Here is a 26,593-nt window from a genome sequence, read left to right as displayed (position 1 = left end):
ACATGGCCACCCAGGACCCACGTCCCACGATTCACGTCCCCGGGACCACCAGCCACACCATCCCCCCGCGCGCGGGACGCCACCGCCACGAGGGGAACCTGCGCTACCTCGAGGCGGGCACCGGTTCCCCCGTGGTCCTGCTGCACACCGTGCGCACCCAGGCCGAGCACTTCCGCCACCTCGTCCCGCTCGTCTCGGACAGATACACCGTGTACGCCCTCGACCTGCCGGGGATGGGCTACTCGGAGATCGTGCCCGGGGCGTCGTACGACGAGCCGGCCATGCGCGCGGGCGTCGAGCGGCTGCTGACCGGACTCGACCTCCACGACGTCACGTTGGTCGGGGAGTCCATGGGTGCGGTGCTCGCCCTGACCACGGCGGCGGACCTCCCGGAGCGCGTCCGGCGTGTCGTGGCGGTGAACGCGTACGACTTCCACGGCGGGATCGCCCGGTCCTCCCTCCTCGCGCGCGCGGTGGTCGGCGGCGTCCTCGCGCCCGGCGTGGGCCCGGTGATCGCGGGGGTGGAGCCCAGGCCCGTCCTTCGCAAGATCCTGCAAGGCGGCCTCGGCGACCAGACCGCGCTGCGGGAGGACTACGTGAACGAGCTCCTCCAGGTGGGCGGCCGCCCCGGCTACCCGGCCGTCGCCCGGGCCGTGTACCAGGCCCTGCCCGGCCTTATCGCGGCCCGCTCTCGCTACCCGCAGGTCAAGGCCCCTGTCCACCTGGTCTACGGGGAGAAGGACTGGTCCCGGACGTCGGACCGGGAGGCCGACAGGAAGCTGCTGCCGGCCGCCGACTTCACGCAGGTGCCGAAGGCCGGCCACTTCATCTCCCTGGAACGGCCCGACGTACTGGCCGACTTGCTGAACGCCGTGGCGTGACCGGCCCGGGACGGCCGTGGTCGCCCCTGTTCGGGTCCAGCGCGGGTGCGGTGCGTTCGGGGACCAGGTCCGACCGGACGGTGGACGGGGCCTGGGCGGGACGGGCCCGCGCCGCCGAAGTAGGGGGTGTCGGCCTGGAGGACGAGGCCCCGAACCGCGACGGACCCGTGGTCCCGGTGTCTCACTTCTCCAGGACGAAGATCGGCTTGTGGCCGGCGCGGCCCGAGGTCAGCACGTCGGGGATCTCGTCCCAGCCGTGGATCCCACTGGTGACCAGCTCGGGGTGGAGTGTGCCGGCCGCCACCGCCTCCAGGGTCGGCGTCATGTTCGGCCGCGCGTGGCCCTTGCCGTTGTGGAAGTGGACGCCGCGCTGGTAGAGCGAGAGCAGCGGGAGCCGGACGTCGTCGAAGTAGATGCCGACGCTGTTGACGTGACCCTCGGGCATGACCGACAGCAGCGCCTTGCGCAGCCGCTCGGGGTCGCAGCCGGCGTCCACGGCGAGGTGGAAGTCCTTCTCGCGCTTGCCGTCGATGTGGTGGACCTCGGCGCCGAGTTGCTCGGCGACCTTCATCCTGACCGGGTCGTCGTCGTAGTAGACGGTGCGGGCGTTCGCGCAGTGGACCGCGACGTCGACGCAGTAGAGGCCGATGGACCCGGTGCCGCCGAAGACCGCGACCTTCGGGTCGAGGATCCCGGCGACGGTCGGCATCACGGTCTCCCAGCCGAGGGCGAGGTTGTCGCCGATCGACGCCAGGTGTACGGGGTCGACCCCGGCGGGCAGCTTGGCGAGGTTGAAGTCCGCGTAGGGGACGCGGACGAGTTCGTCGAAGGTGCCGCCCCAGGCCCCGTTCACCGGAAGGCCGTACTGGGCGTCGCCGTGGAGGAGGCAGCGGGCGGTGTGCCCGAGCCTGCACTGCGCGCAGGTGCCGCACGCGATGTGCCACGCGACGCCGACGACGTCACCGACCGCGACGTCCTTGCAGTCGGGGCCGACCTCGACCACCGTGCCCACGCACTCGTGGCCGATCGGGAACGGGCCCGATCCGGAGAACGGCGTCCTGTCGTCGATGACGTGGTGGTCGAGGTCGCACGTCGTCGCCGCGAGCGGGCGCACCAGCGCGTCCGTCCCCTCGACGACGGTGGGGGCCTCGACCTCCTCGAAGCGCAGTTGCCCGGGGGCGACGAACATCAGGCTCTTCATGGGAATGCTCCTCGGTTGTGTGGGGGCTCCCGGGCCGAACGGCGGGTCCGTCGGCCCGGGTCGCGCGTTCGGTCAGACGGCGCCCAAGTCCGGGTCACCGGCCGGGATCGCGTCCAGGAAGACCATGTCCGGGGGGCCGGCCAGCGCCTGCGCCAGGGCGGCGCCGATCTCCCGCATCGCGGCGCCCTTCATGTGCGCGCCCAGCGCCTCCCGCGAGGCCCACTTCTCGATCATGACGAACTCACCGGTGGTGCCGGCCTTGCGGTGCAACGCGTACCGCAGGCACCCGGGTTCCGCGTGCACCGCGGCCATGGCCGCCTTGAACGTCTGCTCGACCAACTCTTCCCGGCCCGGCTTCGCGACCATCGTCGCCACCAGGACCACCTGCTCGGACATGGGTACACCTCTCCGTTATGACGATCGTAATAATCCTGGCAGATGCTACAGGCTCGTTCACGACGGCCGGCGGACGCCGGTTCTCCGCGCCACGTCGGCGTGCGGGGCACACCGCGCAGTTCACGGCGCAGGCGGGCGCGCGCGATGTCGGCGGAGTCCAGCAGATAGGTCTGGCGCATCCGCCACGGTGCGCGGTGGCCCTGCCGGGGGAAGCTCTGGACGCCGCGCCGGACGTAGCCGGCCGCCAGCTCGATCATGGGCTGAACAGGTCCGCGTCGGCCGAGATGCACACGCGCTCGGCGTGTAGATGTCGGAGTCGGCACGGACCCCCGGATACCGGAAGAGATCCCACGTCCCGCCCGGTGACTCCCGGGCCTCCAGTACGGCGTACGACCGGTCGGGACACTGCGACTGCACCCGGTACGCGGCGTCGATGCCGGAGATCCCCGCGCCGACGATCAGGACATCGACGTGGGCGGGCGGCGAGGGGGGCGAGGAACTGGTCATGGCACTCGAGTATCGAAGCGCCCGGGTGCCTCCGCTTGCCCCTGGACGACAAATATTTAACCCTGCGCGACAGCCTGCGCAGGGTCGGGCGGCGATGCCGGATGCGTGTGCGGGTGGCCGGCCTCGCGACGGACCTGCGACGGCGTCCTGCCGAACCACCGGCGCACCGCACGGGTGAGCGCCGCCTGTCCGGCCAGTTCCACCATCGATGCCACCTGCGAGAACGGCATGTCGGTCCCCGTCAGCAGCCGGTGCGCGGCGTTCTTCCGCACCTCGTCGAGGATCGCCTGGAACGAGGTGCCTTCCCGCGCCAGCCGCCGCTGCAGGGTGCGCGGATGCAGGTGCAGCCACTCCGCGATCACATCGATCCGCGCCGGGACCGTGCCCAGTGCACGGCCGACCGCCGAACGCAGCAGGGCCGCCCCGTCGCCGCCGAGACGGTCGACAAGGCGATCGATGCCCCGGATCGCAGCGGCCCGAATCTCCATCCGGGGTTCAGACGCCCAACGCGGCGCGCACCGCCTTGACGCGCTCCTCGGTGAAGACTCCGCTCTCCAGCAGCGGCAGGACCGACAGCACGCCTCCGGACGAGCCCCAACTGCCCTCGTCGATCACCCGGAAGTTGACCCACCAGGCCGGCGCCGGCTTCTCCAGCCCACAGGCCGCCGCCAGCGCGGCCAGCACGCGCTCGATCACCTCGGCCCGCACCTCCGGCTGCCAGGCCGCGTCCATGACCGCGAGGTCGATCACCATGACGTCGGTTCCCGGGTCGAGGTCCGCCACCAGTCGGCCGCCAATGGCCATCATGTCCCGCTCGCGCTCCACGAAATGCACCTGGAACCCGACCCGAGCGGCTGGGGCGTGCTGCCCCACCTCGGGCACCAGCACCGCGTCCGTCAGCGATTCGGCCAGCTCACGGCGTTGCTCCAGGCTCAGCCGGCCCTTGGGCGTGTTCACGGTGATGATGGTCACGGCATCCCCCTATGACAGTCGTTATAAGTCGCAGATTACACCATTCCATAACGGTCGTCATACAGGCAGGCCCCTCACCACACGACCCGGCCACGGCTTCCGACCTCGGGCTTCGGACCTCGGACCTCGAGTTCCCGCTCAACGCCAACCATGAGGCCGGCACCATCCGTCCGGGGGTGACCGCCGACGACTTCCCCCGCGCCATCGCCGGCATCTGGCAGATCGACGTCAACGGCGACCGGCGCGCTCAGGCCACCGGACTGCCGGACATCGTCATGGACGGCCTGCACGCCGGAGCACCAGGGCGACGCTGAGCGCGGACGGGCAGACGACGGCGGCGAGAGGCGAGAGGCGGTGGGCGGTCGGGCGTCGAGAAGCGGGAGCGGTCACCGGAATCCGCGCGGCGCCGACACTGCCGTCGCCGCCGTCGCCGCCGTCGAACACGGTCCGGTTCCCTCCATGCGGCGATCAGGCGACGGGCTCCAGGCGGACACAGCACCGACCCGGACCGGGTGAAAGACAGGCCGCGTAACCGCTCTCCCCCAGCCCGCGCAGAACACCTCGCAGCAGGTGCAGGTTCATACCGCAGACCGTCTGCGTGTGCTCACGGGCCAGGGCATGGAAGGGACAGTTGCCCAGCACGATGGCGCCCTCCTCGCGGTGCGGCTCGAATCCGTACCGCTCGAGGACGTCGCACAGGACCGCGCCGCCCGACTCCCCCAGGCCGGCACCGAGCTCTTCGGCCTTGCGATGCAGCACCTGTCGCACCGCCTCACCGGTCGCGGCGGATTCCTCCACGGCCTGGGCGAGCAGTCGCCCGGCGAGTTCGTAGCGCCGGTCCGGCAGGCTGACCGCGATCTGTTTCGTCGAGCGCCGGTACAGCTTGGCCGGCCGGCCCGCGCCAGGCCCCACTCGCCCGCTGCGCCGCTCATAGACCACGTCGAGGAGGGACTCGTCGGCGAGGCGGTCGAGGTGGAACGCCGCGGTCTGGCGCGCCAGACCCAGTGCGGCCGCCGCCTCGTCCCGGCCGACGGGGCCCGGTTGGCGCACCACATGGTCGTACAGCCTCCTGCGCGTCGGCTCGTCCAGAGCGGCGATGGCGGAGACGTCTGCGTCGCGTACTTCCTTCGGGTCGGTCACGAACACCAGTGTAAAACCCATGGCCATTGACTAAAGAAGAGTTCCGAGCTTCTATAAGTAATGAGAGTTGTCGATAGAAGGAGTGGTCGTCATGTCCTCCGTCACCACAAGCACCACGTCCGCCGCCCCGCGGCGCGGCCTGCTCGCCGATCCGGGCTATCAGGCGTTCGTGATCCTGCGTACGGCCTTCACGGTGGCGCCGATCGCGTTCGGGCTGGACAAGTTCGCCAACCTGCTCGTGGACTGGCCCGCCTACCTCGCGCCGTGGATCGACGACCTCGTTCCCGGGAGCGCCCAGGCCGCCATGTACGCCGTGGGCGCGATCGAAATCGTGGCCGGCGTCTCCGTCGCCCTGGCTCCCCGCTTCGGCGCCTGGCTGGTCGCAGGCTGGCTGGGCGGCATCATCGTCAACCTCCTGACCATTCCCGACTACTACGACATCGCGCTGCGCGACTTCGGCCTCCTCCTCGCCGCCGTCGCACTCGCCCGCCTCGCCGAGCGTTACCACGGCGCACGACGGCGCTGAACAGGCGCGACGCGTGCCGGCCGGCTCCGGCGGGCGGGCCCTGCGGGGACCGCCCGTCACGGCCGGCCGACCTGCCGGCCAGGGCATCCGGCCGACGCGGCCCGCACCCGTACAGCGAGGCTCCTGCCGGGCCGGACGCGGGACGGAACCTCTGACGGGCGAGCCGTTCGGACCCGGCGTCCGTCGGGTGGCCACAGCGGACGAAACGGGAGGAGGCTGGAAGCAGGCGACCTGTTCCGGCAGCGGTTCTCGATCGCCGCGGAGGTCACGGCAGCGGTCTCGATCGCCGCGGAGGCGGCGGACGCGCGGGCCGTCCAGCGGATGGAGGAAGCCCATGAGGGTCGGAGTACTGACCGGCGGTGGTGACTGCCCCGGCCTGAACGCCGTGATCCGCAGTGTCGTCCGCAAAGGCGTCGACGCGTACGGCTTCGACTTCGTCGGGGTACGGGACGGCTGGCGCGGCCTGCTCCGGGATGTCGTCCTGCCACTGGACATCGCCAGGGTGCGGGGGATCCTCCCCCGCGGCGGTACCATCCTCGGCTCCTCCCGCACCAACCCGCTCACCCACGAGGACGGGCTGCGACGCGTCCGGGACACGCTCGCCGCGCACCACGTGGACGCGCTCGTCGTGATCGGCGGCGAGGACACGCTCGGCGTGGCCACCGAACTCAGCCGTCAGGGAGTCCCGCTGGTCGGTGTGCCCAAGACCATCGACAACGACGTCTCCGGCACGGACTACACCTTCGGCTTCGACACCGCGGTCGGTATCGCGACCGAGGCCATCGACCGGCTCCACACCACAGCCGAGTCCCACATGCGCGCCCTGGTGGTGGAGGTCATGGGGCGGCACTCCGGATGGATCGCCCTGCACGCCGGCGTCGCGGGCGGCGGCAACGTGATCCTCGTCCCGGAGCGGCCCTTCGACATCGACGAGGTCTGCGAGCAGGTGAGGAACAGATTCAGGATCAACTACGCCCCGATCGTCGTGGTCGCCGAAGGGGCCACCCCGAAGGAGGGGCAGGTGGTCCTCAAGGACCGATCGCGCGACGAGTTCGGCCACGTACGGCTGTCCGGCGTCGGCGAGTGGCTGGCTCGGGAGATCTCGGAGCGCACCGGGAAGGATGCCCGCACCACGGTGCTCGGGCACGTTCAGCGCGGTGGCACCCCGAGCGCCTTCGACCGCTGGCTGGCCACACGCTTCGGGCTGCACGCCATCGACGCGGTCGAGGACGGTGACTTCGGCGTCATGGTCGCCCTGCGGGGCACCCGGATCGTCCGCGTCCCCCTCGCCGAGGCCACGGCGACGACCAAGCTCGTCGATCCGTCGCTGTACGACGAGTTCGAGGTCTTCTTCGGCTGACCGGCCCCGCCGACGGGGCGGGAGGCGGCCACGCGGCTCCCGTACGGCCGAGGCGCACCACGAGTGCTGCGCAAGGAGCGGCGGCCGAGGGCCGGGGGCAGATTCACGGACGACCGGGCCCGCAGGTTCACGGACGACCGGGCCGCAGGTTCACAGACGGAGAACGACCAGCGCGGTGTCGTCGGTGGCGCCGGTCGGGGGCAGCAGGTCGGCCAGGAGGGCGTCGGCCAGTTCCTCGGGGTCGGACCGCCCGTGCCGGACGAGGGAGTCGGCGAGCCGGGCCAGGCCGACGTCGATGTCCTCGTGGCGACGCTCGATCAGGCCGTCGGTGTACAGGACCAGGGTGGCGCCCTCGGCGAAGGCGGTGCTGGCCTGCGGCCGCGGGACGTGCTCGGGACGCGCGCCGAGGGGCGGGTCGGTCGCCTGGTCGAGAAAGGTCACGGTGCCGTCCGGGTCGAGCAGGGCGGACGGCGGATGCCCCGCGCTGCTGTACGTGAGGGTGTGGGTGGCCCAGTCGATGAAGGTCTTCACCACGGTGCTCGACTCGGCCCCCTCGACATGGCGGGCGTACAGGCCGAGGGCCTCCACGGCCCGGGCGGGGCCGTCGGCGACCCGGGAGGCCGCGCTGAGCGCGCTGCGCAGCTGCCCCATGACACCGGCCGCCCGCAGACCGTGGCCGACGACGTCACCGACGGCGACCGCGATGCGGTCACCGGGCAGCTCGACCAGGTCGTACCAGTCGCCGCACACGTTGAGGGTGCCGACGGCGGGCCGGTAGCGGACGGCGGCCCGATGGTGCCCCACCAGCGTGGGGGCGGGCAGCATCGCCGCCTGCAGGGCCAGGGCGACCTCGCGATCGTGCGCATGGGCCCGGCGCAGACGTTCGTTCACGTCCTGCAGTTCACGGGCACGGGTGTACAGCTCGGCCTCGAGCACACGGGCCCGGCTGCTGTCACTGCCCGTGCCGCCGCGGGCGCGGATGAGTTCGGTGACCTCCTCCACCCGGTGCACGATCAGCACCACGTCCCCGTCCGGGCCCAGGACCGGCGCGTTGACCGGGCTCCAGAAGTGCTCCACCCAGTGGCCGGGCCGTGCGCGGTCCTCGATGTCGTAACGCAGCAACGCCATGGTGTCCCGCTCGCCGGTGGCCACCACGCGCAGCATCGACGCCTGGGTCTCCCGCATACCGGCGGCGGCCGCGTCGTTGGGGTTCTCGGGGAAGACGTCGAACATGTAGCGGCCCAGCAACTGCTCGCGGGTGCGCCCGGCCAACCGGAGGAAGTCCTCGTTGGCGTCGGCGTACACCAGATCGGGGGTCAGCAGAGCCACCATCCCGGGGAGTGCCCGGAACACGGCCGCGTAGTCGATCCGCGGTTCCCTCATGTGCTGCCCGCCTCGGTGCCGCCCGTCACTGTGCTGCTCCACGATAGGAGGGAATGCGCCACCGGGTCCGGGCACTGCCCCTTCCGGCCCACAGCCGTCACCTGCGCGGCCCCCCAGCGACGGCGGCCTTCCTCGCCGCGTGCGATCGGATCGTTCACCCGGTCGATCCGGCCTGTTCCGTCCGGCCGTCCGGCCTGTCCGGCTCCTCCGTCCGGCCTGCCTGGTTGTCGGGGCCGGTTCTCCGGGCCGGTTGTCGGGCTTGTCCTTCCGGTCCCGTCCCGCGAGGTCGGGGACCTATGTCCCGTCGGGTTGGGCCCTTCGGCCCAGGACGGGCGAGTGGACGTGGGACGACGGTGAAGGTGGCGCGCCGCAGGGCCGTCCCGCGTAGCGGAGTCGGCCATCTGCCCGGCAGGCGATGACGGGGCAGTCAGTACCGCCCCTCGGAGGGAGGCAGGTCCGGTGTCCGTAAGCGCACTCGAGACGGCAGCCGTGCCGGCGTTGGTCGAAGACGCTGCGGCGGCCCCGTCCATGCACAACGCACAGCCCTGGAGATTCCGGTTCCTGCGCGCGGACGACGTGTTCCAGGTGTACGCGGATCTCGAGCGGGCCATGCCGCAGGCCGACCCCACCACCCGCTGTCTGCACCTGGGCTGCGCCGCCGCCCTGTTCAACCTGCGCACCGCCATGGCGCACGCGGGCTGGGCGACGGACACCGAGCTGCTGCCCGACCCGGCGGACCCGCGCCTGCTCGCGGTGGTGCGGCTGACCGGCCCCGCGCCCACCGAGCGTGGCGTCGTGGAGGATCTCGCTCCGCTGTACCCGGCGATCCGCCGCCGGCACACCAGCCGTCGGCCCTTCACCGACGAGGTGATACCGCACGCCGTCAAGGACGCCCTGAGCGCCGCCGCGCTTCTGGAAGGGGCGCGGCTCGTCTTCCCCGACCCGTGGCACATCCACACACTGTTGGACCTGGTACGCGACGCCGAAGGGCGCGATGCGACGGATGCCGCGGCATCCGAGGAGCTGCGGCGCTGGATCCGGGTGGGTCAGGACGCGGTGCGAGCGGCGAGCGACGGGGTGCCGGACTACGCGTTCGGTCCTCGCAAGCTCTACGGAAGCGCGCCCGTGCGTGACTTCGCCGGCCGGGGCGCGGTTCCCGGCCGGGAGGCCGCCGCGTTCGAGAACGTGCCTCAGCTCGCCGTGCTGGGCACCACGAGCGACGGGCCCAGGGACTGGCTCCTGGCGGGCCAGGCGATGGAGCGCGTCCTGCTCGAGGCCACTCTGGACGGGCTCGCCACGTCCCTCACCTCCCAGGCCCTCGAATGGCCCGAACTGCGATGGACCCTGCGCGACCCGCAGTCGGCGATGGGATTCGTCCAGATGGTCCTGCGGCTCGGATACGGCCCCGCGGGCCCGGGCACGCCGCGCCGCCCCGTGGACGAGATCCTGGAGATCGCCTGACGGAGGGGAGATCGCCCGACGGAGGGACGCCGACGAGAGCCTTCCTCCGAGCGCTGCCGACATGGCGGAGGAGCTGTGCGGTCGCCGTGGACAGCGGCCGTCCGCCCCCCTCCGGAGACGGTTGACGGCTACCGGACCCGGGCCGGATACCGAGTTGCCGGGACCTTCGGCCCCATGCGCCGATCCCCTCGCCGTCCGAGGGTGGTGACAGGTGGTGGGAGACGGCCGGCAAGCAGCTGGAGGCCGATTCATGGACGCACAGGATTCGCCGTACACATCCGGTCCGCCGTCGAGGCGCGGCGATGACGCGCCCCGGGGTGCGGACTCGCTGAGACGTACCTCCGACCGCGTCGAACACTGGTTTCGGCGCTTCCTGACGGTCGTTCTCCTCGTCGGCCTGCCGACGGCCTCGGTCAGCGCGGGTCTGGCGTCGTACGAGGCGTCGATGCGCACCGTACGAGCCCAGGCGGCGGAACGGCATCAGGTCACCGCCCGGCTGGCATCGACCGTCGGCGGTGACGAGTGGGCGAAGCGGCCGGCGCAGGTCCGCTGGACCGACGCCGACGGCACCACGCGGACCGGATCGGCCCTCGTGAAGCCGGGAACGCCCAAGGGCACCACCGTACGCATCTGGGTCGACCGGAACGGAACGGTCACCACCGAGCCGACGACCACGCTCAACGCGATCGCCGCCGGCTGGCTCATCGGCGGGATGACGGCGTTCGGCGTGGCCGCCGGGACCCAGGCGGCGCGGGCGGGCATGCGCCGGGCCCTGGACCGGAGAAGGTATGCGCAGTGGGACGCCGAGTGGAACCTGGTCGAACCCTTCTGGTCCGCACGATTCCGCAGGTGACAGCACCACCTCGGGGAAGGGGCCGGGTCATGGCGTCTCCCGCACGGGCACGCCGCCGGCGGTCTCTCGACGCCGGCATGACACACCCGGCGGTCGGGGCAGTCGGGCATTCAGCCATTCGGACGGGGCAGTCGGGCGCCCGGCGGTCGGCGGGCCGTGACCCGCCGGACGACGACCGGCCCCGGCAGACCCGACCGCCCCGTCGGAAGCCGTCAGGGCCGCCGTGCGCGCGCTACGCCCTCCGCAAGGGCACCCGCCAGGTCAGCGTGGTTCCGCCGCCCTCGGGACTGCCGGACACCAGCCGGCCGCCGAGCTGCTCGGCGCGCTCCGCCATGTTGCGCAGCCCGCTGCGGCGGCCGTCGGCGGGGATGCCCACGCCGTTGTCGGTGACGGTCAACCGCACCTCCCGGCCGTCCGTGGCCAGGACCACCTCGGCACGGCTCGCACGGGCATGCCGGGCGACGTTGGTCACGGCTTCGGAGAGCACGGCCACCACGTGGTCGGCGGTCTCCTTCGGGACGTCGGTGTCCAGCAGCCCCTCCATCCGCACGCTCGGGGCGAAACCCAGGACCGGCGCCGCCTCCCCCACGACCCGCACGGCACGCGCCCGCAGACCTGCCTCCCCCGAGCCGTCCCGGGTGCGCAGCCCGAAGATCGTCGATCTGATGATCTTGATGGTCTCGTCGAGGTCGTCCACCGCCCGCGCCACGCGTTCCGAGGCCCCCTCGTGCTCGATGAAACGGCCCGCGCTCTGGAGGGTCATCCCGGTCGCGAACAGCCGCTGGATCGCCAGGTCGTGCAGGTCGCGGGCGATCCGGTCCCGGTCCTCCAGCACGGCGATCTGTTCGGCGTCCGCACGGCGTTCGGCCAGCTCCATGGCGACGGCGGCCTGCGCGGCAAAAGCCTGCAGGGTCTCGGTCTCGGTCTCCGAGAACATCGGCCCGCCGGCCTCCCGTGCCAGCAGGACCACGCCTCGTGCGCCCGCCTCGCCCGTGCCGATGGGCACGGCCACGGCAGGGCCCAGTCCGTCGAACCGGGCAGGCTCGAGGGAGATCCGTTCGTCGTTGTGGACGTCGACGCTGGTGACCGGAGCCGCGCCGGCGAAAGCCAGTCCCATCAGGCTCCTGTCCATGGGCAGCACGAGGCCCCGGTGCGCCTCGGCGTCCATCCCGACGGCGATCTCCACGGCGAGCGCGCCGGTGTCCTCCATCGGCGCCGCGACCGCTGCCAGGGCCGCCCGGGTGAGCTCACCGGCCCGCTCGGCGATCAGGCCGAGGACATCGGTGCGCGAACCGCCGGACATGAGGCTGTGGGTGATCTCCGCGTTCGCCCGCAGCCAGCGCTCGCGCTGCCGGGACTCGGCGTACAGCCGGGCGTTGTCGATCGCGACCCCGGCCGCCACGGCCAGCGTGAGCGTGACCGAGACGTCGTCCTCGTCGAACTGGGCGCCACCCCGTTTCTCGGTCAGGTACAGGTTTCCGAAGATCTGGTCGCGCACCCGGATCGGGACGCCGAGGAAGGTGTTCATCGGCGGGTGGTGGGCCGGGAAGCCGTACGAGGCCGGGTGATCGGAGATCTTCGCCAGACGCAGCGGCTCCGGGTGACGGATCAGCTCGCCCAGGATGCCGTGGCCCTCCGGGTACGGGCCGATCTCGGCGATCTGCTCCTCGCTGACCCCGACCGTGTGGAAGGCGGACAGTCGCTTTCCGTCCGGACCGATCACGCCGAGCGCCGCGTACTCGGCGTCGACGAGCACCGCGGCCGCCTCCACGATGCTGCGAAGGGCCTGTTCGAGGTCCAGCTCGCGGCCGACCGCCAGTACCGCCTCCAGCAGGCTGTGCACGCGGTCGCGGGTGCCCCGGGCGGCGTCCAGCCGCGCCTGCAACTCCTCCAGCAGCTCGTCCAGTCGCAGCTGAGGCAGCCGTACGCGGGCCTCCTCCGGGCTTCCCACGTGTGCTCCTCCAGGTCCCCTCGAGCTCGGACGCCCACGAGTCCGATCATGTGTCACGTTAGTGCCCGGCCCGAGCGCGCGGTAGCGGATCCGGCCGGGCATCCGTGGATTCCTGCCCGGACCGCCCTGCCCCCGGAGAGAACCGACGGCCCCTGTCCCGCCGTCACCGCGGTGCGGCCCCGGAGCGCGTCACCCGCGGTGCGACCCGTCATGCGTGCGGCCGCCACGGGGGTCCGGTCCGCGGGCGGCCGGGCACGGCGTTTCCAGATCCCCCGGCCGGGCCGCTCCGGCCGTGGGCCGACGGCGGCAGGGGCCGCCCGGCCACCGTGGCACGGCCGGGCGGCCCCGATCGAGCGGACCCCGTGGGGCCGATGCGCCCGAGTGAGGGGGCCCTTCGGCCCTGCTTCGGCCCGCAGGCCCGAACAGCGCCGAAACGCGGCCCCGCGACTGGTACACAGAAGACGCCACCGCCCGAGGCGACGCGGCTTCCCTTCCCCCACCTCTTCCGGGAGATCCCATGCTGTCCGCAGAATCCGCAGCTCTCGTACGGGCCACCCTGCCCGCCGTGGCCGGAGCGCTCGACGAGATCACCACGCGCTTCTACGCCACGATGTTCCACGACAGGCCGGAGCTGCTCGACGGGATGTTCAACCGCGGCAACCAGGCCAGCGGCGCGCAACGCCGCGCCCTCGCCGGTTCGATCGCCGGCTTCGCCTCCGCGCTGCTGGAGAACCCCGAAGCCCGTCCGGACGCGCTGCTGTCCCGGATCGCCCACAAGCACGCCGCCGTGGGTGTCACCGACGACCAGTACACGATCGTGCACAAGTACCTGTTCGGCGCGATAGCCGAGGTTCTGGGGGACGCGGTGACGCCGGAGGTGGCGGCCGCCTGGGACGAGGTCTACTGGCTGATGGCCGGCGCCCTGATCAGCCGCGAGGCCCTGCTGTACCAGGACGCGGGAGTCCAGCCCGGCGGGATCTGGCGGCCCTGGACGGTCGTCGGACGCCGTGCCGAGACCGCCGACGTGGTGTCCTTCCTGCTCCGTCCGGCCGACGGCGAACCGGCGCCGCGGGCCCGGGCGGGCCAGTACGTGAGCGTCCGCGCGGCCATGGCCGACGGAACCCACCAGCTGCGCCAGTACAGCCTGTCCTCGGCCCCGGGCGAAGACCTGCGGCGGATCACCGTGAAGCGGGTGGACGGCGACGCCGACGGCCCCGACGGCGAGGTCTCCACCCTGCTGCACGACACCGTCCGCGAGGGGGACGAACTGCTGCTGTCCGCCCCGTTCGGCGACGTCTTCCTCGACGGCCCGGCCGGCGACGTCACCCCGCTCGTCCTCGTGTCGGCGGGCATCGGCTGCACGCCCATGACCGGAATCCTGGCCCACCTCGCGTCCCTCGGATCGACCCGCCCCGTACTGGTCCTGCACGCCGACCGCTCTCCGGCCGACCACGCCCTGCGCGCCGAGACGCACGACCTCGTCGCGCAACTGCCGGACGCGCGGGCCGTCTTCTGGTACGAGCACCCGGCGGCGGAGGAACCCGACGCCCGCACCGGCCTGATGGACCTGGAGGGCATCGAACTCCCCCGCGACGCCACCGTGTTCCTGTGCGGTCCACTGCCCTTCATGCGGGACGTGCGCGGCCGGCTGCTGAGCGCCGGGGTCCCCGCACAGCGCGTCCGCTACGAGGTCTTCGGCCCCGACCTGTGGCTGCCCGGCACCGCCGCCTGAGCCTCGTGGTCGCTACGGCCTCCACGGGGAGGCCGTAGCGACCGACGGCGACACCGGGGCGCCACCCCCGGTCCGCCCGCGTCGCGACGGCGCCCGCGGGCGAGGGCGCACCCGGGCGTTCGGCACAAGGCCCGGGCAGTGTCTCCACCGTCGGTGACGCTCCGCCGGAGGCGTCGCGTGCCGGGGGCGTCCGCCTCCCCCGGGCGGTGCCGGTCGGGCCCGGAAGCCCGCGGCAGCCGCCGAACGGGCCCGGCCGAGCACTGAACCGCCCTCGGTTCAGACCCTGATGCGGCGTCCCGTGACGGCGTACGGTTCGACGCGCACCCACACGTCCCGCCGGCCGCCGGCCCAGGGCGTGCTGTAGGCGTGCCGCGCGAGCCGTTCGGCCTCGCCCGGGTCCGTCACCATGCGCGCGTTGCCGCGCACCAGCACACTCCACCCCTGGCTGAACGCGTCGTCGATGCGATCGATCTCGAAGGCGACCCGGCTACCGACCCCCAGCGCCGGCGTCGCGCCCCGTGCGGTCCTGAAGACGATCGTGCCGTCGACGACGCTGTAGTTGACCGGGACGATCACCGGGCCCTGGGCGGTGGACACCGCGAGCCTTCCGACACCGTGGGTCGAGAGCAGGTCGCCGCACTCGGTCCTGCTCAGCTCGGTGAACTCGGCCGTACGCTCGGCCCGTCCGGGGCCCGGTGGCAGATCGACGTCCCCTCCGGTGAGCGCCGCGAGCGTGGTCTCCAGGACTCCCGCCAGTCTGAGCAGCGCGCCCTGGCCCGGCGCGGCGACGGCGTGCTCCTCCAGGTGGCGCAGATAGCCCGGGTCCATGCCCGCGCGGATGGCGGTCTCCTGGCGTGTCAGCCCCAACTGGGTCCGCCGTGCGGCCAGTCGACGGCCCAGGTCGCCCGAGGGCCGCCCCTTCGTCGGGTCGGCGTGCTTCGGTTCGGTCATGCCCGTTCACGTCCTCTCCTCAGGTCGCCCGGACAGCGACTTCCTCGTGCGGCTGCTCGCCGAGGACCACCTTGAGCGCGCCGGTGTCGGCGGCCCGGCCGAAGACGTCGTACGCCTCCTCCATGCGGTCCAGCGGGAAGGTGTGCGTGACCAGTTGGGCGGTGGGCAGCCGGCCTGCGGCGGCCATCCGCAGCAGGGTGGGCGTCGAGCGGGTGTCCACCAGACCGGTGGTGATGGTCACGTTCTTGATCCACAGGTCTTCCAGGTGCAGCGTGACGGGCCTGCCGTGCACACCGACGTTGGCCACGTGACCGCCGGGCCGCACCATCCGGGTGCACAGCTCGAAGCTCTCCGGCGCCCCCACCGCCTCGATGACCACGTCGGCGCCGAGCCCGTCGGTGAGGTCGGCGATCAGCTGCCCGGGATCCTCGCGGGCATCGGCGACGGCATCGGCGCCGAACTGCCTGGCGGCCTCCAGCCGGGAGGCGGCCAGGTCGACGGCGACGATCCGCTCGGGCGCGAACAGGCGCGCGGTGGCGATCACCGCGAGGCCGATGGGCCCGGCCCCGACGACGGCGACGGTGTCTCCCGGACGCACTCGCCCGTTGAGGACGCCCACCTCGTAGGCGGTCGGGAAGATGTCCGCCAGCAGGACGGCGTCCTTGCTCTCGACCGCGCTGGGCAGGACGTGCACCGACAGGTCGGCGTAGGGGACGCGGACGTACTCCGCCTGGGTGCCGTCGATCAGATGGCCCAGGATCCAGCCCCCACCGCCCCGGCACTGGCCGTGGGCGCCCTCGCGGCAGTAGCGGCAGCGGCCGCAGGCGCTGATGCACGAGACCAGCACACGGTCGCCCGGACGCACGGTCCGCACATCGCTGCCGACCTCCACGATCTCTCCGACGGCCTCGTGGCCCAGGACCGTGCCCGGGCGCACCTCGGGGACGTCGCCCTTGAGGATGTGCAGGTCCGTGCCGCAGATCGTGACGGCGACGACCTTCACGACGGCGTCGGTGGGCTCCTTCAGAGCAGGGTCGGGGACCTCTTCCCAGGCGGACCGCCCGGGACCATGGAAGACGAAGCCTTTCATCTCGCTCCTCACCGTCCCTCTCGTCGCGTACCGATTTGTCCTGTACGTTCAGCCTGTCCGATAATCACCCTTTCCGCTTGGGCCGTCCGGCCCACCCGGCCCGCCGGACGGTCCCGTGCCGCCGGGGTCAGCTGTTCCAGGTCCAGTCGGCCACCTCGGGCAGGTCGGTGCCGTGCTCGCGGATCCAGGCCTGGTGCCGGGTGCGGGCGTCGGCCATCCGCTGGCGTACGGCGGCGGCGCGCACGGCGAGGCCGGGGACGCGGTCGATGACGTCCATGACGAGGCGGTAGCGGTCGAGGTCGTTGCGGACGACCATGTCGAACGGCGTGGTCGTGGTGCCGGACTCCTTGTAGCCCCGTACGTGCAGGTTCCGGTGGCCGGTGCGGCGGTAGGCGAGGCGGTGGATCAGCCACGGGTAGCCGTGATAGGCGAAGATCACCGGCTTGTCGGTGGTGAACAGCCCGTCGTACTCGAAGTCGCTCATCCCGTGCGGGTGTTCCTCGCGCGGCAGCAGCCGGGTCATGTCGACGACGTTGACCACCCGGACGGCGAGGTCCGGAAGGTGCCTGCGGAGCAACTGGGCGGCGGCCAGCACCTCCTGGGTGGGCACGTCGCCGGCACAGGCCAGCACGACGTCCGGCTCACCGCCGTTCTCCGTGCCCGCCCACTCCCAGATCCCGGCGCCGCGCGCGCAGTGGGCTCGGGCCTCGTCCATGGAGAGCCAGTCGAAGCAGGGCTGCTTGCCGGCCACGACGACGTTGACGTAGTCGCGGCTGCGCAGGACGTGGTCGGCCACGGACAGCAGCGTGTTGGCGTCCGGCGGGAGGTAGACCCGTACGACGTCCGGGCTCTTGTTGAGGACGTGGTCGACGAAGCCGGGGTCCTGGTGGGAGAAGCCGTTGTGGTCCTGGCGCCAGACGTGCGAGGTCAGCAGGTAGTTGAGGGAGGCGATGGGTGCGCGCCAGGGCAGCTCCCGCGAGGTCTTCAGCCATTTGATGTGCTGGTTGACCATGGAGTCGACGATGTGCACGAACGCCTCGTAGCAGGAGAACAGACCGTGCCTGCCGGTCAGCAGATAGCCCTCCAGCCAGCCCTGGCAGGTGTGTTCGGACAGGATCTCCATGACCCGGCCGTGATGCTCCAGGTGCTCGTCGACGGGAAGGTGTCCGGCCTGCCACGCCTTTCCGCTGACGTCGAAGACGGCCTGGAGCCGGTTGGAGGCGGTCTCGTCCGGGCCGACGAGGCGGAAGTCGCGTCGATCGCCGGTGTCCTTCATCACCCGGGCCAGGAGGTCTCCGAGGACGCGCGTCGGTTCGTGCAGGGTGGTACCCGGTTTGTCGACGGGGACGGCGAAGTCGTCGAGCGGCGGGACGGGCAGGTCCCGGACGAGCAGTCCGCCGTTGGCGTGCGGGGTGGCGCCGAGCCGCTTGGGGCCCTCGGGGACGCAGGCGAGGACGTCGGCGGTCGGCCGCCCGTCGGGGCCGAAGAGCTCCTGCGGACGGTACGAGCGCAGCCAGGTCTCCAGCTGACGGAGGTGCTCGGGGTTCTCCCTGACGCCGGCCAGCGGGACCTGGTGGGCGCGCCAGGTGCCTTCGACGGGCAGGCCGTCCACCTCGGCGGGACCGGTCCAGCCCTTCGGAGTGCGCAGCACGATCACGGGCCAGTGCACGCGCTCGGTGACGCCGTCCTGGCGGGCGGTCTGCTGCATCACGGCGATCCGGTCCAGGGCGTCGTCCATCGCCGCCGCCATGGCCCGGTGCACCTGCATCGGGTCGTCGCCGGTCACATGGATCGGGTCGTGGCCGTAGCCGCGCAGCAACGCGTCGAGTTCGGACTCGGGGAGGCGGGAGAGCACCGTCGGGTTGGCGATCTTGTAGCCGTTGAGGTGCAGGATCGGCAGGACGGCGCCGTCGTGGACCGGGTCGAGGAACTTGTCGGAGTGCCAGGAGGCGGCCAGCGGACCGGTCTCCGCCTCGCCGTCGCCGATCACACAGGCGACCAGCAGGCCGGGGTTGTCGAAGGCGGCGCCGTAGGCGTGGGACAGCGAGTAGCCCAGTTCACCGCCCTCGTGGATGGAGCCGGGAGTCTCCGGGGCGACATGGCTGGGCACCCCGCCCGGGAAGGAGAACTGCCTGAACAGCCGGGCCATGCCCGCGCCGTCCCTGGGCACGTCCGGGTAGGTCTCGCTGTAGCTGCCCTCCAGCCAGGAGTTGGCCAGGATCGACGGCCCCCCGTGACCGGGCCCCCACACGCACAGCGCGTCGAGTCCCCGCGCCCTGATCACCCGGTTGAGGTGGGTGTACACGAGGTTGAGACCGGGCGAGGTGCCCCAGTGGCCGAGCAGCCGGGGCTTGATGTGCTCGGGCCTCAGCGGCTCGGTCAGCAGCGGGTTGGACATCAGGTAGATCTGCCCGGCGGCCAGGTAGTTGGCGGCCCGCCAGTGCGCGTCCAGGGTGCGCAGTTCGTCGTCCGTCGGTGCGGTGGTGGTCCGGGGCTCGGCCTCGGGCATCGTGGGACTCCTGAAATCGTCGGTGTGGACGGCCATTTCCGTCACGCCTGCTCGGGGACGACCGCGACGGCGCAGGCGGAGTGGTGCAGGAGCGCGTGGGACACCCGGCCCAGCTGGAGCCCCAGGTGTCCCGGGTTGCGGCGGGCCCCGACCACCACCAGGTCGGCCTCGCGCGAGGCATGCAGCAGGACCTTCCTGGCGGGGCCCTCGACCGTCCGCCGGTGCAGGTCGATCTCCGCGGGCGTCCCCTTCAGCGCCCGGTCCAGGACTTCGACGGCGTGCTGCTCGTGCAGACGCGCGGGTTCGCCGGCCAGCAGCGGGTGGTCCGTGGTCTCGTGCGAGGGGCACCGCCAGGCCCGTACGGCGTCCAGGGTCGCGTGGCGCAGCTGCACCTCCCGGGCGGCGAAGCGCAGGGCGGCGGAGTCCTCCCCCTGCTCGCCGACGCCCACGGTCACGCGGCCGCGCGCGTCCGCTCGGACCCGGTTGTCGCCGCCGGGACGCACCACGATCACCGGGCAGTCCGCGTGGGCGGCGACGGTCAGGCCGACCGACCCGAGCAGCATGTCGACGAAGCCGCTGCGGCCCCGGCTGCCGAGCACCAGGGCGCAGGCACGGTGCCCCTCGTGCACGAGCGCGTACTCGGGCTCCTCCGGCAGCACGTCGGTGGAGATCCCGACGCCGGGCTGCCGCAGCCGGGCGCGCTCCGCGGCCACCCGCACGATGTCCGCGGCCCGCACCTGCTCGGACGGCTTGCCGAGGTCCTCCGCGAGGGACTCGCCCTCGTAGCGCTCCCAGAGGGAGGCGTACACCAGCCGCAGCGGGGCCCCGCGCAGGGCGGCCTCGTCGGCCGCCCAGTCGACGGCCCGCAGGCTCGGCTCCGAGCCGTCCACTCCGACGACGATCGGGAGATCCACGGCGCTCACCGTCCCGCGTCCAGGTCGAACACGATCCGGGCCTTGACCTCGCCGCGCAGCACCTCGTCGATGGAGTCGTTGACGGAGGCGAGGGGGCGGGCCTCGTAGACGACCCGCGTGCGGCCGGCCGCGTGCAGCTGGAAGACCTCGGCGAGGTCCTGCCGGGTGCCGACGATCGAGCCGATCACCGAGGTGCCGTTCAGGACGGTGTCGAAGACGGGGACGCGGACCGTGCCGTGTGCCGGCAGGGCCACCATGACCAGCTTGCCGCCGCGCCGCAGCCCGGAGTTGACCGCTTCGAACGCCGCGTCGTTCACCGCGAGCGCGATGGCCGCGTGGGCGCCGCCGTGCCGCCTGAGCACCTCGCCGACGTTCTCCTTGCGGGCGTCGACGACGATGTCCGCGCCGAGTTCGGCGGCCAGTTCGAGCTTCTCGTCGGTGACGTCGATCGCGGCGACCGTGGCTCCGGCGATCTTCGCGTACTGCACGGCCAGGTGGCCGAGGCCGCCGACGCCGGAGATCGCGACGAGCTGGGCGGGCCTGACGTCGGCGACCTTGAGCGCCTTGTACGTCGTGACGCCCGCACAGGTCAGCGGGGCGGCCTCCAGGGCGGTGATCCCGTCGGGCACGGGCTGGGCGAAGTCGGCCCAGGCGAGCATCTTCTCGGCATGCCCGCCGTCGCATCCGTAGCCCGTGTTGATCTGCTGCTCGCAGAGCGTCTCCCAGCCGGACAGACAGTGCTCGCACCGCCCGCAGGCCTTGCCCAGCCACGGAACGGCGACCCGCTGCCCGACGGAGAGGTGGGTGACTCCCTCGCCGAGCGCCTCCACCAGGCCGACTCCCTCGTGCCCGGGGACGAACGGCGGGTTCGGCCTGACCGGCCAGTCACCGTGGGCCGCGTGGATGTCGGTGTGGCACAGCCCGGACGCCTCCACCCGGACGCGGACCTGGCCCGGGCCGGGCTCGGGGTCGGGGCGTTCCTCGATGACCAGGGGCTCACCGAACGCTCGTACGACCGCTGCCTTCATGGTTCTCTTCTCCTCGCGAGTGATCGGGAGTGATGGGGGGTGGCCGGGGCCGGGGGTGGGTCAGCCGTGGGGGACGACGGCGACGGGGGCGGTGCAGTGATGCAGGACGGCGTGCGTGACATGGCCGATGTGCGCGCCGAACGGGCTGCGGCGGATACGCCGGCCCACGACGACGAGAGAGGCGTCCCCGGAGGCCTCCACGAGGTGGACTGCCGGACTGCCGTAGCGGGACACCTCGACGACCTGCACGTCCGGGTACTTCTGCTGCCAGGGCCGCAGAGCCTCCTCCAGGGCCGCGGCTTCGGCGAGTGCGAGTCCCTCGTGCAGGGCGGGGCTGACGGGCGTGCCGTACGCGTAGTACGGCGGCGGGTTCCAGCCGTGGACGACCCGCAGGGACGTCGCCCGGCGCCTGGCGGCGTCGAAGGCGAACTCGACCAGCGTCTCGTCCGCGTGCTCGACGTCGAGTCCGAGGACGACGGGCAGGAAGGGCGTCGCGGCGGAGGGGACGCCCGCGGGGTCCGCCTCATGCTCGTCGGCCGCCACTTCCAGGGCCCGCACCAGCACCACGGGGCGGTCCGCGTGCGCGACCGTGGACAGGCCGACCGAGCCGACCACGAACCCGCCGATCCCGCCGAGGCCGCGCGAGCCCAGCACGAGCAGTTCGGCGCTCTTCGCCGCCTCGGCCAAGGCGTCGGCCGGGTTGCCGGAGACCTGCTCGGTGTGCACCTCGACGCCGGGGTGACGCAGCCGGAGGCCTTGCGCGGCCTCCCGGGGGACCCTCTCGGTCCAGTGCTGCTGGGTCTCCGCGCCGAGGAGCGGCGCCTGAGCCATCGGCTCCGGTACCGGCTCCCACACGTGGACGATCTTCAGCGGCAGCCCGCGCAGTTTCGCTTCGCGGGCCGCCCATTCCGCGGCCGCACGGCTCTCACGCGAGCCGTCGAGACCTACGGTGATGGTGCGGAGCATGATCTCCACCTCCTGGGGCGAGGGATCTGATTCCAGAGTCGTCTTCGGGCGGTTCCCGCGGCAGGGGCCACTGGTCCCGGGTCGGGGCCGTCCGGCCCCCGCACGTCCTCGCGCCGGGGCAGGACGGCGGGCTCACCACGTCGGCGGCGTTCACCGCGGTCGGCCGTGGTCGCGGACGACGGGCAGCCGGACCCGGAGCCGACCGGCGCCCGGGGTGTCGCCGCCGACGACACGTCGGGGCGTGGCCCGACCCGACTTACTCTGGTCCCGCCCCCGGCCGAACGCCGGATGCCGAAGGTCCGCGCCGAAGGGGCCGAACGGCCTTGTGTGCACGGGCCGTTCGACTCGATGTGACCCTGCTGACGCGCCGGACCCCGCCGAAGGGCGCGTAGCCGGTCACCCAGCGGTGGATCATGTGGGCAGACGAGGGAAGGCAGCAGATGTCCAAGGGGCCGGCCAGGTATGCGGGGTGGCGACGACTGATGCCCGGTGCGGTCGCGCTCCTCGGCTACCGGCGCGCGTGGCTGTCGGGCGACCTGCTCGCCGGGGTGACCGTGGCCGCCTATCTGGTGCCGCAGGTCATGGCCTATGCGGGCGTGGCCGGGCTGCCGCCGGTGGCCGGACTGTGGGCGATCCTGCCGGCGCTCGCGCTGTACGCGGTGTTCGGATCCTCACGGTTGCTGTCGGTCGGCCCGGAGTCCACGACGGCTCTCATGACGGCCGCCGTGATCGCACCGCTCGCCGCGGGCGACCCGGGCCGCTACGCCTCCCTGGCAGCGGCCCTCGCGGTCACGGTCGGGCTGCTCTGTCTGGTCGCCCGGACGGTACGGCTCGGCTTCCTCGCGGATCTGCTGTCCCGCCCGGTCCTGATCGGCTATCTGGCGGGGGTGGCGCTCATCATGATGGTGGATCAGCTGCCCAAGCTGACCGGGGTGCGCGTGAGCGGTACCGAGTTCTTCCCCCAGCTGTGGTCCTTCCTCGCCCACCTGCCCGACGCGCACCCGGCGACCGTCGTCTTCTCCGCCGTCGTGCTCACGTTCCTCTTCCTGACGGCCCGGTACGTCCCCGCCGTGCCCGGCCCGCTCGTCGCCTTCGTCCTCGGCACGGCCGCCGTCGTGCTCTTCGACCTCGACGGGCGGTACGGGCTGAAGGTCATCGGCGAGGTGCCGTCCGGTCTGCCGGGCCTCGCCGTGCCGGACCTGAGTGAGCTGCCGCACCTCGTCCTGCCCGCGCTCGGCGTGCTCCTGGTCGCCTACACCGACTTCATCCTCACCGCGCGGGCCTTCGCCGACCGCGACGCCGAAGGCCCCGGGCTCGATCCCGACCAGGAGTTCCTCGCCCTGGGCGCGGCGAACCTGGGCGCGGGGGTGCTGCACGGATTCCCGGTGAGCAGCAGCGCCAGCCGCACCGCGCTCGCCTCCACGGGCGGCGCCCGCAGCCAGGCGTACTCGCTGGTGGCCGCGGCGGTGGTGCTCGCCGTGCTGCTCTTCCTCAGCCCGCTGCTGACCCGCACGCCGTCCGCCGTGCTCGGCGCGCTCGTCGTCTACGCGGCGGTCCGCATGATCGATCTCGCGGGCTTCCGCCGGCTGGCGTCCTTCCGTCGCAGGGAGCTGCTGCTGGCGCTCGGGTGCCTCGCCGGGGTCCTCGCCCTGGACATCCTGTACGGGGTGATCGTGGCCGTCGGCCTGTCGGTGGCCGAACTGCTGACCCGGGTGGCGCGCCCGCACGACGCGATCGAGGGTGTGGTCCCCGGCGTGGCCGGCATGCACGACGTCGACGACTACCCGCAGGCCCGCACCATCCCCGGTCTCCTGGTCTACCGCTACGACTCGCCCCTGTTCTTCGCCAACGCGGAGGACTTCCGGCGTCGCGCCCTGGCCGCCGTCGACGAACAGAGCGCCCCGGTCCGCTGGTTCGTCCTCAACACCGAGGCCAATGTCGAGGTCGACATCACCGCCCTCGACGCGGTGGAGGATCTGCGACGCGAACTGAGCCGCCGCGGTATCGTCTTCGCCCTCGCCCGGGTGAAGCAGGACCTGTGGGACGACCTCGAGAAATACGGCCTCGCGGCGTCGGTCGGCGGGGACCACGTCTTCCCGACCCTGCCGACGGCGGTGGCCGCCTACCGCGCGTGGCTCGACCGTCGGTAGACGGCCGGGCCCCGCTCCCCGAAGGCGCTCACCGACGCTCCCGGACGGGCCCGGCCCCCGCGGGAACCGGACGGGTCCGGGGCCCTGTGCGAAGCGGTGTGCGGTACCGAAAGGACCGGTCACTGGACCACATGGCCCATGGTCCCCGTCATGAACGAAGCGCACGCTGTCCCCGGAAGCCCGAAGCCGGCAAGGGAGGCCCGTCATGCCCACCACCTCAACCCCCGACATCGTGCACTCGCTGTCCGCCGAGCACCGCGAGCGGCTCATGCGCTTCGCCCGCGAGGTCAGTGTCCCCCAGGGAACGCGTCTGTTCGAAGAGGGCGAACGCGCCGACCGCTTCTGGATCATCCGCACCGGCAGGGTCGATCTCGACATGCGCGTACCGGGCCGTCGGGCGGCCGTCATCGAGAGCCTCGGTCACAACGAGCTGGTCGGCTGGTCCTGGCTGATCCCCCCGCACGCCTGGCAGATGGGCGCCGAGGCGATGACTCCGGTGCGGGCCTACGAGTTCGACGCCACGGCCGTCCGGTCGATGTGCCAGGACGACCCGGCCCTGGGTCATGAGATCGGCCAGTGGGTGGGCCGGGTCCTCGCCCACCGTCTGCGTTCGGCCCGGACCCGCCTCCTCGACCTGTACGCCCCCTACGGCGCCGGCAGCCTCATCTGACGCGCCGGACCCGGCCGGCGGAGTAGGGCCGGTCGGCCCTGGCGCACTCGGCCCCCGCGCGTGATGATCGGAAGCACGGACAGGTCGCTGTCCGGCCTTTGCCGGGGAACGAGGGATCACCATGCCAGAGCCGCGCACGTTCAGCGAGCAGAACCCGATCCGGGTGTTCCTGCTGGACGACCACGAGGTCGTCCGACGCGGTCTGGCGGACCTGCTCGAGGCCGAGCCGGACATCTCGGTGATCGGTGACGCGGGCACCGTCGACCACGCGCTCGCCCGGGGCCCGGCACTGCGCCCCGACGTCGCCGTCCTGGACGTACGGCTGCCGGACGGCGACGGGATCTCGGTCTGCCGGGAGTTGCGCAGCCAGATGCCGGAACTGGCCTGTCTGATGCTGACCTCGTTCGACGACGAGGAGGCCCTGCTCGACGCGATCATGGCCGGCGCCTCGGGCTACGTCCTCAAGCAGATCAAGGGGTCCGACCTGGTCTCGGCGGTGCGCACGGTGGCCTCGGGCCAGTCGATGCTGGACCCCTCGACCACGGCCCGCCTGATGCGTTCGCTGCGGGCCGACCCGGTGGACGACCCCGCCGTGCCGTCCGAGCTGGCGAGCCTGTCACCGCGCGAGAGGGACATCCTGGCCCTCATCGGCGAGGGGCTGACCAATCGCGAGATCGGCAAGAAGCTCTACCTCTCCGAGAAGACCGTCAAGAACCACATCTCCCGCCTCCTGGCCAAGCTGGGCGTGCAGCGCCGGGTCCAGGCCGCGGTCCTCGCCTCCCACCTGGAGCAGCCGGAAGCGGGCGAACGCCGGGCGAGGTGACGTTCCGGCAGTCGCCCGGGCACCGTCGGCTTCCACGCCAGTCCGTCGCCTAGTCACCCCCGCCGTCCCCGCCTCCCCCGTCACCCCCGCTGTCGCCTCCGCCGCCGTCCGCACCCCAGCCGTCACCGCCGCCGGGTTCGTTGTCGTCGCTCCCCCTGCCGAGGTTGGTGAACCAGGGGCGGCCCCACCCCTCGTCGTCGGCGACGGGCTCGGCCCCGCGCGCCGGACGCCGCTCCGACCGGAACCGCGCCGAGCCCGTCGTGTCGCCGAGCCCGAAGGCCACGGCGAAGACCTGTGCCACGACGGCGTCCAGCGGATCGGGACTCTCGTACCGCACGGACGCCAGCGGCAGCAGTACCGCTCCAGGCTCGGGCGCCGGTCGGCGCGGGGGCCTCGTCAGCAGGGCGACACACCGTTCGTCGCGCAGCAACCGCGAGGTCAGCGCGTTCTCCCGGCGCAGCACCCAGCGCCGCCCCGGCAGCCGCACCTCCACGTGACTTCTGGATCTGCGCAGCTTCTTCCTCAGTGTCAGCCGCGCAGCGACGCCGTCGACCGTCAGGCGCAGGCCGGCGGACTGTTCGGTGGAGTAGGGGTCGAAGCCCTGCGGGGCCCGGATCCGCACGACGGGGGCGTGTGGCCCCCACGCGTCCACGCGCACCAGACGCCGGTCCACGGCGACGGTTATCGGCCCGGCCGGGCCCGGTGCGAAGCGCCGGGCGATCCAGAGCGGCACCTCCTCGGCCCGGGCCCGGTCCGCCAGGGCGGCCACCTGGGCGGGCCCACCGCACTGCCGTACCGCCAGCTCTCCCAGGCCGCGGGCGAACTCGGCGGCCCGCCGCACCCTCACCGGCACGGCGGCGCCCGTGACGCGGGTCACCGGCACCACCCCCGCGTCCTCCGCCAGCCGCTCCAGCGGGCGCTCCGTCCCGCCTCCGCCGAGCCAGTACCCGCGCTGGAACGCGTCGGCCATGGCAGCGAGGTTGAGTTCGCTCAGCGAGGTGGTCCTGCCGCCCCTGCGCATGTGGTCCTCGGTCAGGTCCACGGTCCGCGCGAGCGGGTTCCACGACCGTTCACCGTAGAGCACCCGGTTCATCCTTGCCCCCGTTCACACACTCGGCTCGACAGAACC

23 protein-coding genes and 2 pseudogenes are annotated in these 26,593 nt (G+C 72.6%); 10 read left to right on the top strand and 15 right to left on the bottom strand.

Going from position 1 to position 26,593, the window contains the following annotated elements:
• Window positions 1-2 precede the first annotated feature (2 nt).
• The gene (locus C6376_RS35540) at window positions 3-881 is read left to right on the top strand and encodes an alpha/beta fold hydrolase (protein WP_107447174.1); all 879 of its coding nucleotides are present in this window, start codon (window positions 3-5) and stop codon (window positions 879-881) included.
• A 181-nt stretch (window positions 882-1,062) separates the two neighbouring features.
• Here the strand turns inward: C6376_RS35540 and C6376_RS35535 are convergent, their stop codons facing one another.
• The 5 genes and pseudogenes from C6376_RS35535 to C6376_RS35515 form a co-directional block, all read right to left on the bottom strand.
• Entirely contained in the window at window positions 1,063-2,082 is a 1,020-nt protein-coding gene (locus C6376_RS35535) for a zinc-binding dehydrogenase (protein WP_107447173.1), read from the bottom strand.
• Between the two features lie 72 nt (window positions 2,083-2,154).
• Entirely contained in the window at window positions 2,155-2,478 is a 324-nt protein-coding gene (locus C6376_RS35530; RefSeq protein WP_107447172.1) for a putative quinol monooxygenase, read from the bottom strand.
• Window positions 2,479-2,778: 300 nt separating this feature from the next.
• A pseudogene (locus C6376_RS35525) lies at window positions 2,779-2,985 on the bottom strand (NAD(P)-binding protein); the annotation flags it as partial.
• A 56-nt stretch (window positions 2,986-3,041) separates the two neighbouring features.
• Complete coding sequence (locus C6376_RS35520) at window positions 3,042-3,473, bottom strand: helix-turn-helix transcriptional regulator (protein ID WP_254076193.1); 432 nt, start codon at window positions 3,471-3,473, stop codon at window positions 3,042-3,044.
• Window positions 3,474-3,480: 7 nt separating this feature from the next.
• Entirely contained in the window at window positions 3,481-3,957 is a 477-nt protein-coding gene (locus C6376_RS35515) for a tautomerase family protein (protein WP_107447171.1), read from the bottom strand.
• 125 nt (window positions 3,958-4,082) lie between these two features.
• On the opposite strand from C6376_RS35515, the pseudogene C6376_RS35510 reads away from it, so the two are divergent.
• Window positions 4,083-4,271 (top strand): annotated as a pseudogene (locus C6376_RS35510) (TetR/AcrR family transcriptional regulator); the annotation flags it as partial.
• A gap of 154 nt (window positions 4,272-4,425) precedes the next feature.
• Here C6376_RS35510 and C6376_RS35505 read toward each other — a convergent pair.
• Complete coding sequence (locus tag C6376_RS35505; RefSeq protein ID WP_107447170.1) at window positions 4,426-5,124, bottom strand: metalloregulator ArsR/SmtB family transcription factor; 699 nt, start codon at window positions 5,122-5,124, stop codon at window positions 4,426-4,428.
• Between the two features lie 64 nt (window positions 5,125-5,188).
• Between C6376_RS35505 and C6376_RS35500 the strand changes: the two genes are divergently transcribed.
• Together C6376_RS35500 and C6376_RS35495 are read left to right on the top strand one after the other, a co-directional pair.
• Entirely contained in the window at window positions 5,189-5,623 is a 435-nt protein-coding gene (locus tag C6376_RS35500) for a DoxX family membrane protein (RefSeq protein ID WP_107447169.1), read from the top strand.
• 334 nt (window positions 5,624-5,957) lie between these two features.
• Window positions 5,958-6,983 carry a 6-phosphofructokinase gene (locus C6376_RS35495; protein ID WP_107447168.1) on the top strand — a complete coding sequence of 342 codons (1,026 nt, stop codon included), beginning with the start codon at window positions 5,958-5,960 and terminating at the stop codon, window positions 6,981-6,983.
• 150 nt (window positions 6,984-7,133) lie between these two features.
• Here C6376_RS35495 and C6376_RS35490 read toward each other — a convergent pair whose 3' ends face one another.
• Complete coding sequence (locus tag C6376_RS35490) at window positions 7,134-8,366, bottom strand: PP2C family protein-serine/threonine phosphatase (protein WP_107447167.1); 1,233 nt, start codon at window positions 8,364-8,366, stop codon at window positions 7,134-7,136.
• 459 nt (window positions 8,367-8,825) lie between these two features.
• Here C6376_RS35490 and C6376_RS35485 point away from each other — a divergent pair, with 459 nt between their 5' ends.
• Window positions 8,826-9,827, top strand: coding sequence for a nitroreductase (locus C6376_RS35485; protein WP_254076192.1), 1,002 nt, complete (start codon window positions 8,826-8,828; stop codon window positions 9,825-9,827).
• A 250-nt stretch (window positions 9,828-10,077) separates the two neighbouring features.
• On the top strand, window positions 10,078-10,680 hold the full coding sequence (locus tag C6376_RS35480; protein ID WP_107447166.1) for a hypothetical protein: 603 nt from the start codon (window positions 10,078-10,080) through the stop codon (window positions 10,678-10,680).
• A gap of 232 nt (window positions 10,681-10,912) precedes the next feature.
• Here the strand turns inward: C6376_RS35480 and C6376_RS35475 are convergent, their stop codons facing one another.
• Entirely contained in the window at window positions 10,913-12,631 is a 1,719-nt protein-coding gene (locus C6376_RS35475) for a GAF domain-containing sensor histidine kinase (protein ID WP_107447165.1), read from the bottom strand.
• Between the two features lie 517 nt (window positions 12,632-13,148).
• Here C6376_RS35475 and C6376_RS35470 point away from each other — a divergent pair.
• Entirely contained in the window at window positions 13,149-14,363 is a 1,215-nt protein-coding gene (locus C6376_RS35470; RefSeq protein WP_107447164.1) for a globin domain-containing protein, read from the top strand.
• A gap of 276 nt (window positions 14,364-14,639) precedes the next feature.
• On the opposite strand, the gene C6376_RS35465 is transcribed toward C6376_RS35470, so the two are convergent.
• From C6376_RS35465 to C6376_RS35440, 6 genes are all read right to left on the bottom strand, one after another.
• On the bottom strand, window positions 14,640-15,314 hold the full coding sequence (locus C6376_RS35465) for a pyridoxamine 5'-phosphate oxidase family protein (RefSeq protein WP_107447163.1): 675 nt from the start codon (window positions 15,312-15,314) through the stop codon (window positions 14,640-14,642).
• 19 nt (window positions 15,315-15,333) lie between these two features.
• Window positions 15,334-16,404, bottom strand: coding sequence for a zinc-dependent alcohol dehydrogenase family protein (locus tag C6376_RS35460; RefSeq protein ID WP_107447162.1), 1,071 nt, complete (start codon window positions 16,402-16,404; stop codon window positions 15,334-15,336).
• A gap of 127 nt (window positions 16,405-16,531) precedes the next feature.
• Complete coding sequence (locus C6376_RS35455; protein WP_107449373.1) at window positions 16,532-18,913, bottom strand: phosphoketolase; 2,382 nt, start codon at window positions 18,911-18,913, stop codon at window positions 16,532-16,534.
• A gap of 41 nt (window positions 18,914-18,954) precedes the next feature.
• The gene (locus C6376_RS35450; RefSeq protein ID WP_107449374.1) at window positions 18,955-19,827 is read right to left on the bottom strand and encodes a universal stress protein; all 873 of its coding nucleotides are present in this window, start codon (window positions 19,825-19,827) and stop codon (window positions 18,955-18,957) included.
• Between the two features lie 5 nt (window positions 19,828-19,832).
• Window positions 19,833-20,855: a zinc-dependent alcohol dehydrogenase gene (locus tag C6376_RS35445; RefSeq protein ID WP_107447161.1), complete on the bottom strand. Its 1,023-nt coding sequence runs from the start codon at window positions 20,853-20,855 to the stop codon at window positions 19,833-19,835.
• A 60-nt stretch (window positions 20,856-20,915) separates the two neighbouring features.
• Entirely contained in the window at window positions 20,916-21,821 is a 906-nt protein-coding gene (locus tag C6376_RS35440; RefSeq protein WP_107449372.1) for a universal stress protein, read from the bottom strand.
• Window positions 21,822-22,261: 440 nt separating this feature from the next.
• Here C6376_RS35440 and C6376_RS35435 point away from each other — a divergent pair, with 440 nt between their 5' ends.
• The 3 genes from C6376_RS35435 to C6376_RS35425 all read left to right on the top strand — a co-directional run bounded on the left by C6376_RS35435 (window position 22,262) and on the right by C6376_RS35425 (window position 25,464).
• The gene (locus C6376_RS35435) at window positions 22,262-23,971 is read left to right on the top strand and encodes a SulP family inorganic anion transporter (protein ID WP_107447160.1); all 1,710 of its coding nucleotides are present in this window, start codon (window positions 22,262-22,264) and stop codon (window positions 23,969-23,971) included.
• Between the two features lie 205 nt (window positions 23,972-24,176).
• Window positions 24,177-24,641: a Crp/Fnr family transcriptional regulator gene (locus tag C6376_RS35430; protein ID WP_107447159.1), complete on the top strand. Its 465-nt coding sequence runs from the start codon at window positions 24,177-24,179 to the stop codon at window positions 24,639-24,641.
• Between the two features lie 121 nt (window positions 24,642-24,762).
• Window positions 24,763-25,464 (top strand): response regulator transcription factor, encoded by a 702-nt coding sequence (locus C6376_RS35425; protein WP_107447158.1) that lies wholly within the window; start codon window positions 24,763-24,765, stop codon window positions 25,462-25,464.
• Window positions 25,465-25,513: 49 nt separating this feature from the next.
• Here C6376_RS35425 and C6376_RS35420 read toward each other — a convergent pair whose 3' ends face one another.
• Window positions 25,514-26,557 carry a hypothetical protein gene (locus C6376_RS35420; protein WP_107447157.1) on the bottom strand — a complete coding sequence of 348 codons (1,044 nt, stop codon included), beginning with the start codon at window positions 26,555-26,557 and terminating at the stop codon, window positions 25,514-25,516.
• Between the last annotated feature and the right edge of the window lie 36 nt (window positions 26,558-26,593).

The organism is Streptomyces sp. P3, assembly GCF_003032475.1.
Taxonomy (GTDB): Bacteria; Actinomycetota; Actinomycetes; order Streptomycetales; family Streptomycetaceae; genus Streptomyces.
This window is presented reverse-complemented; position numbering and strand designations above follow the sequence as displayed.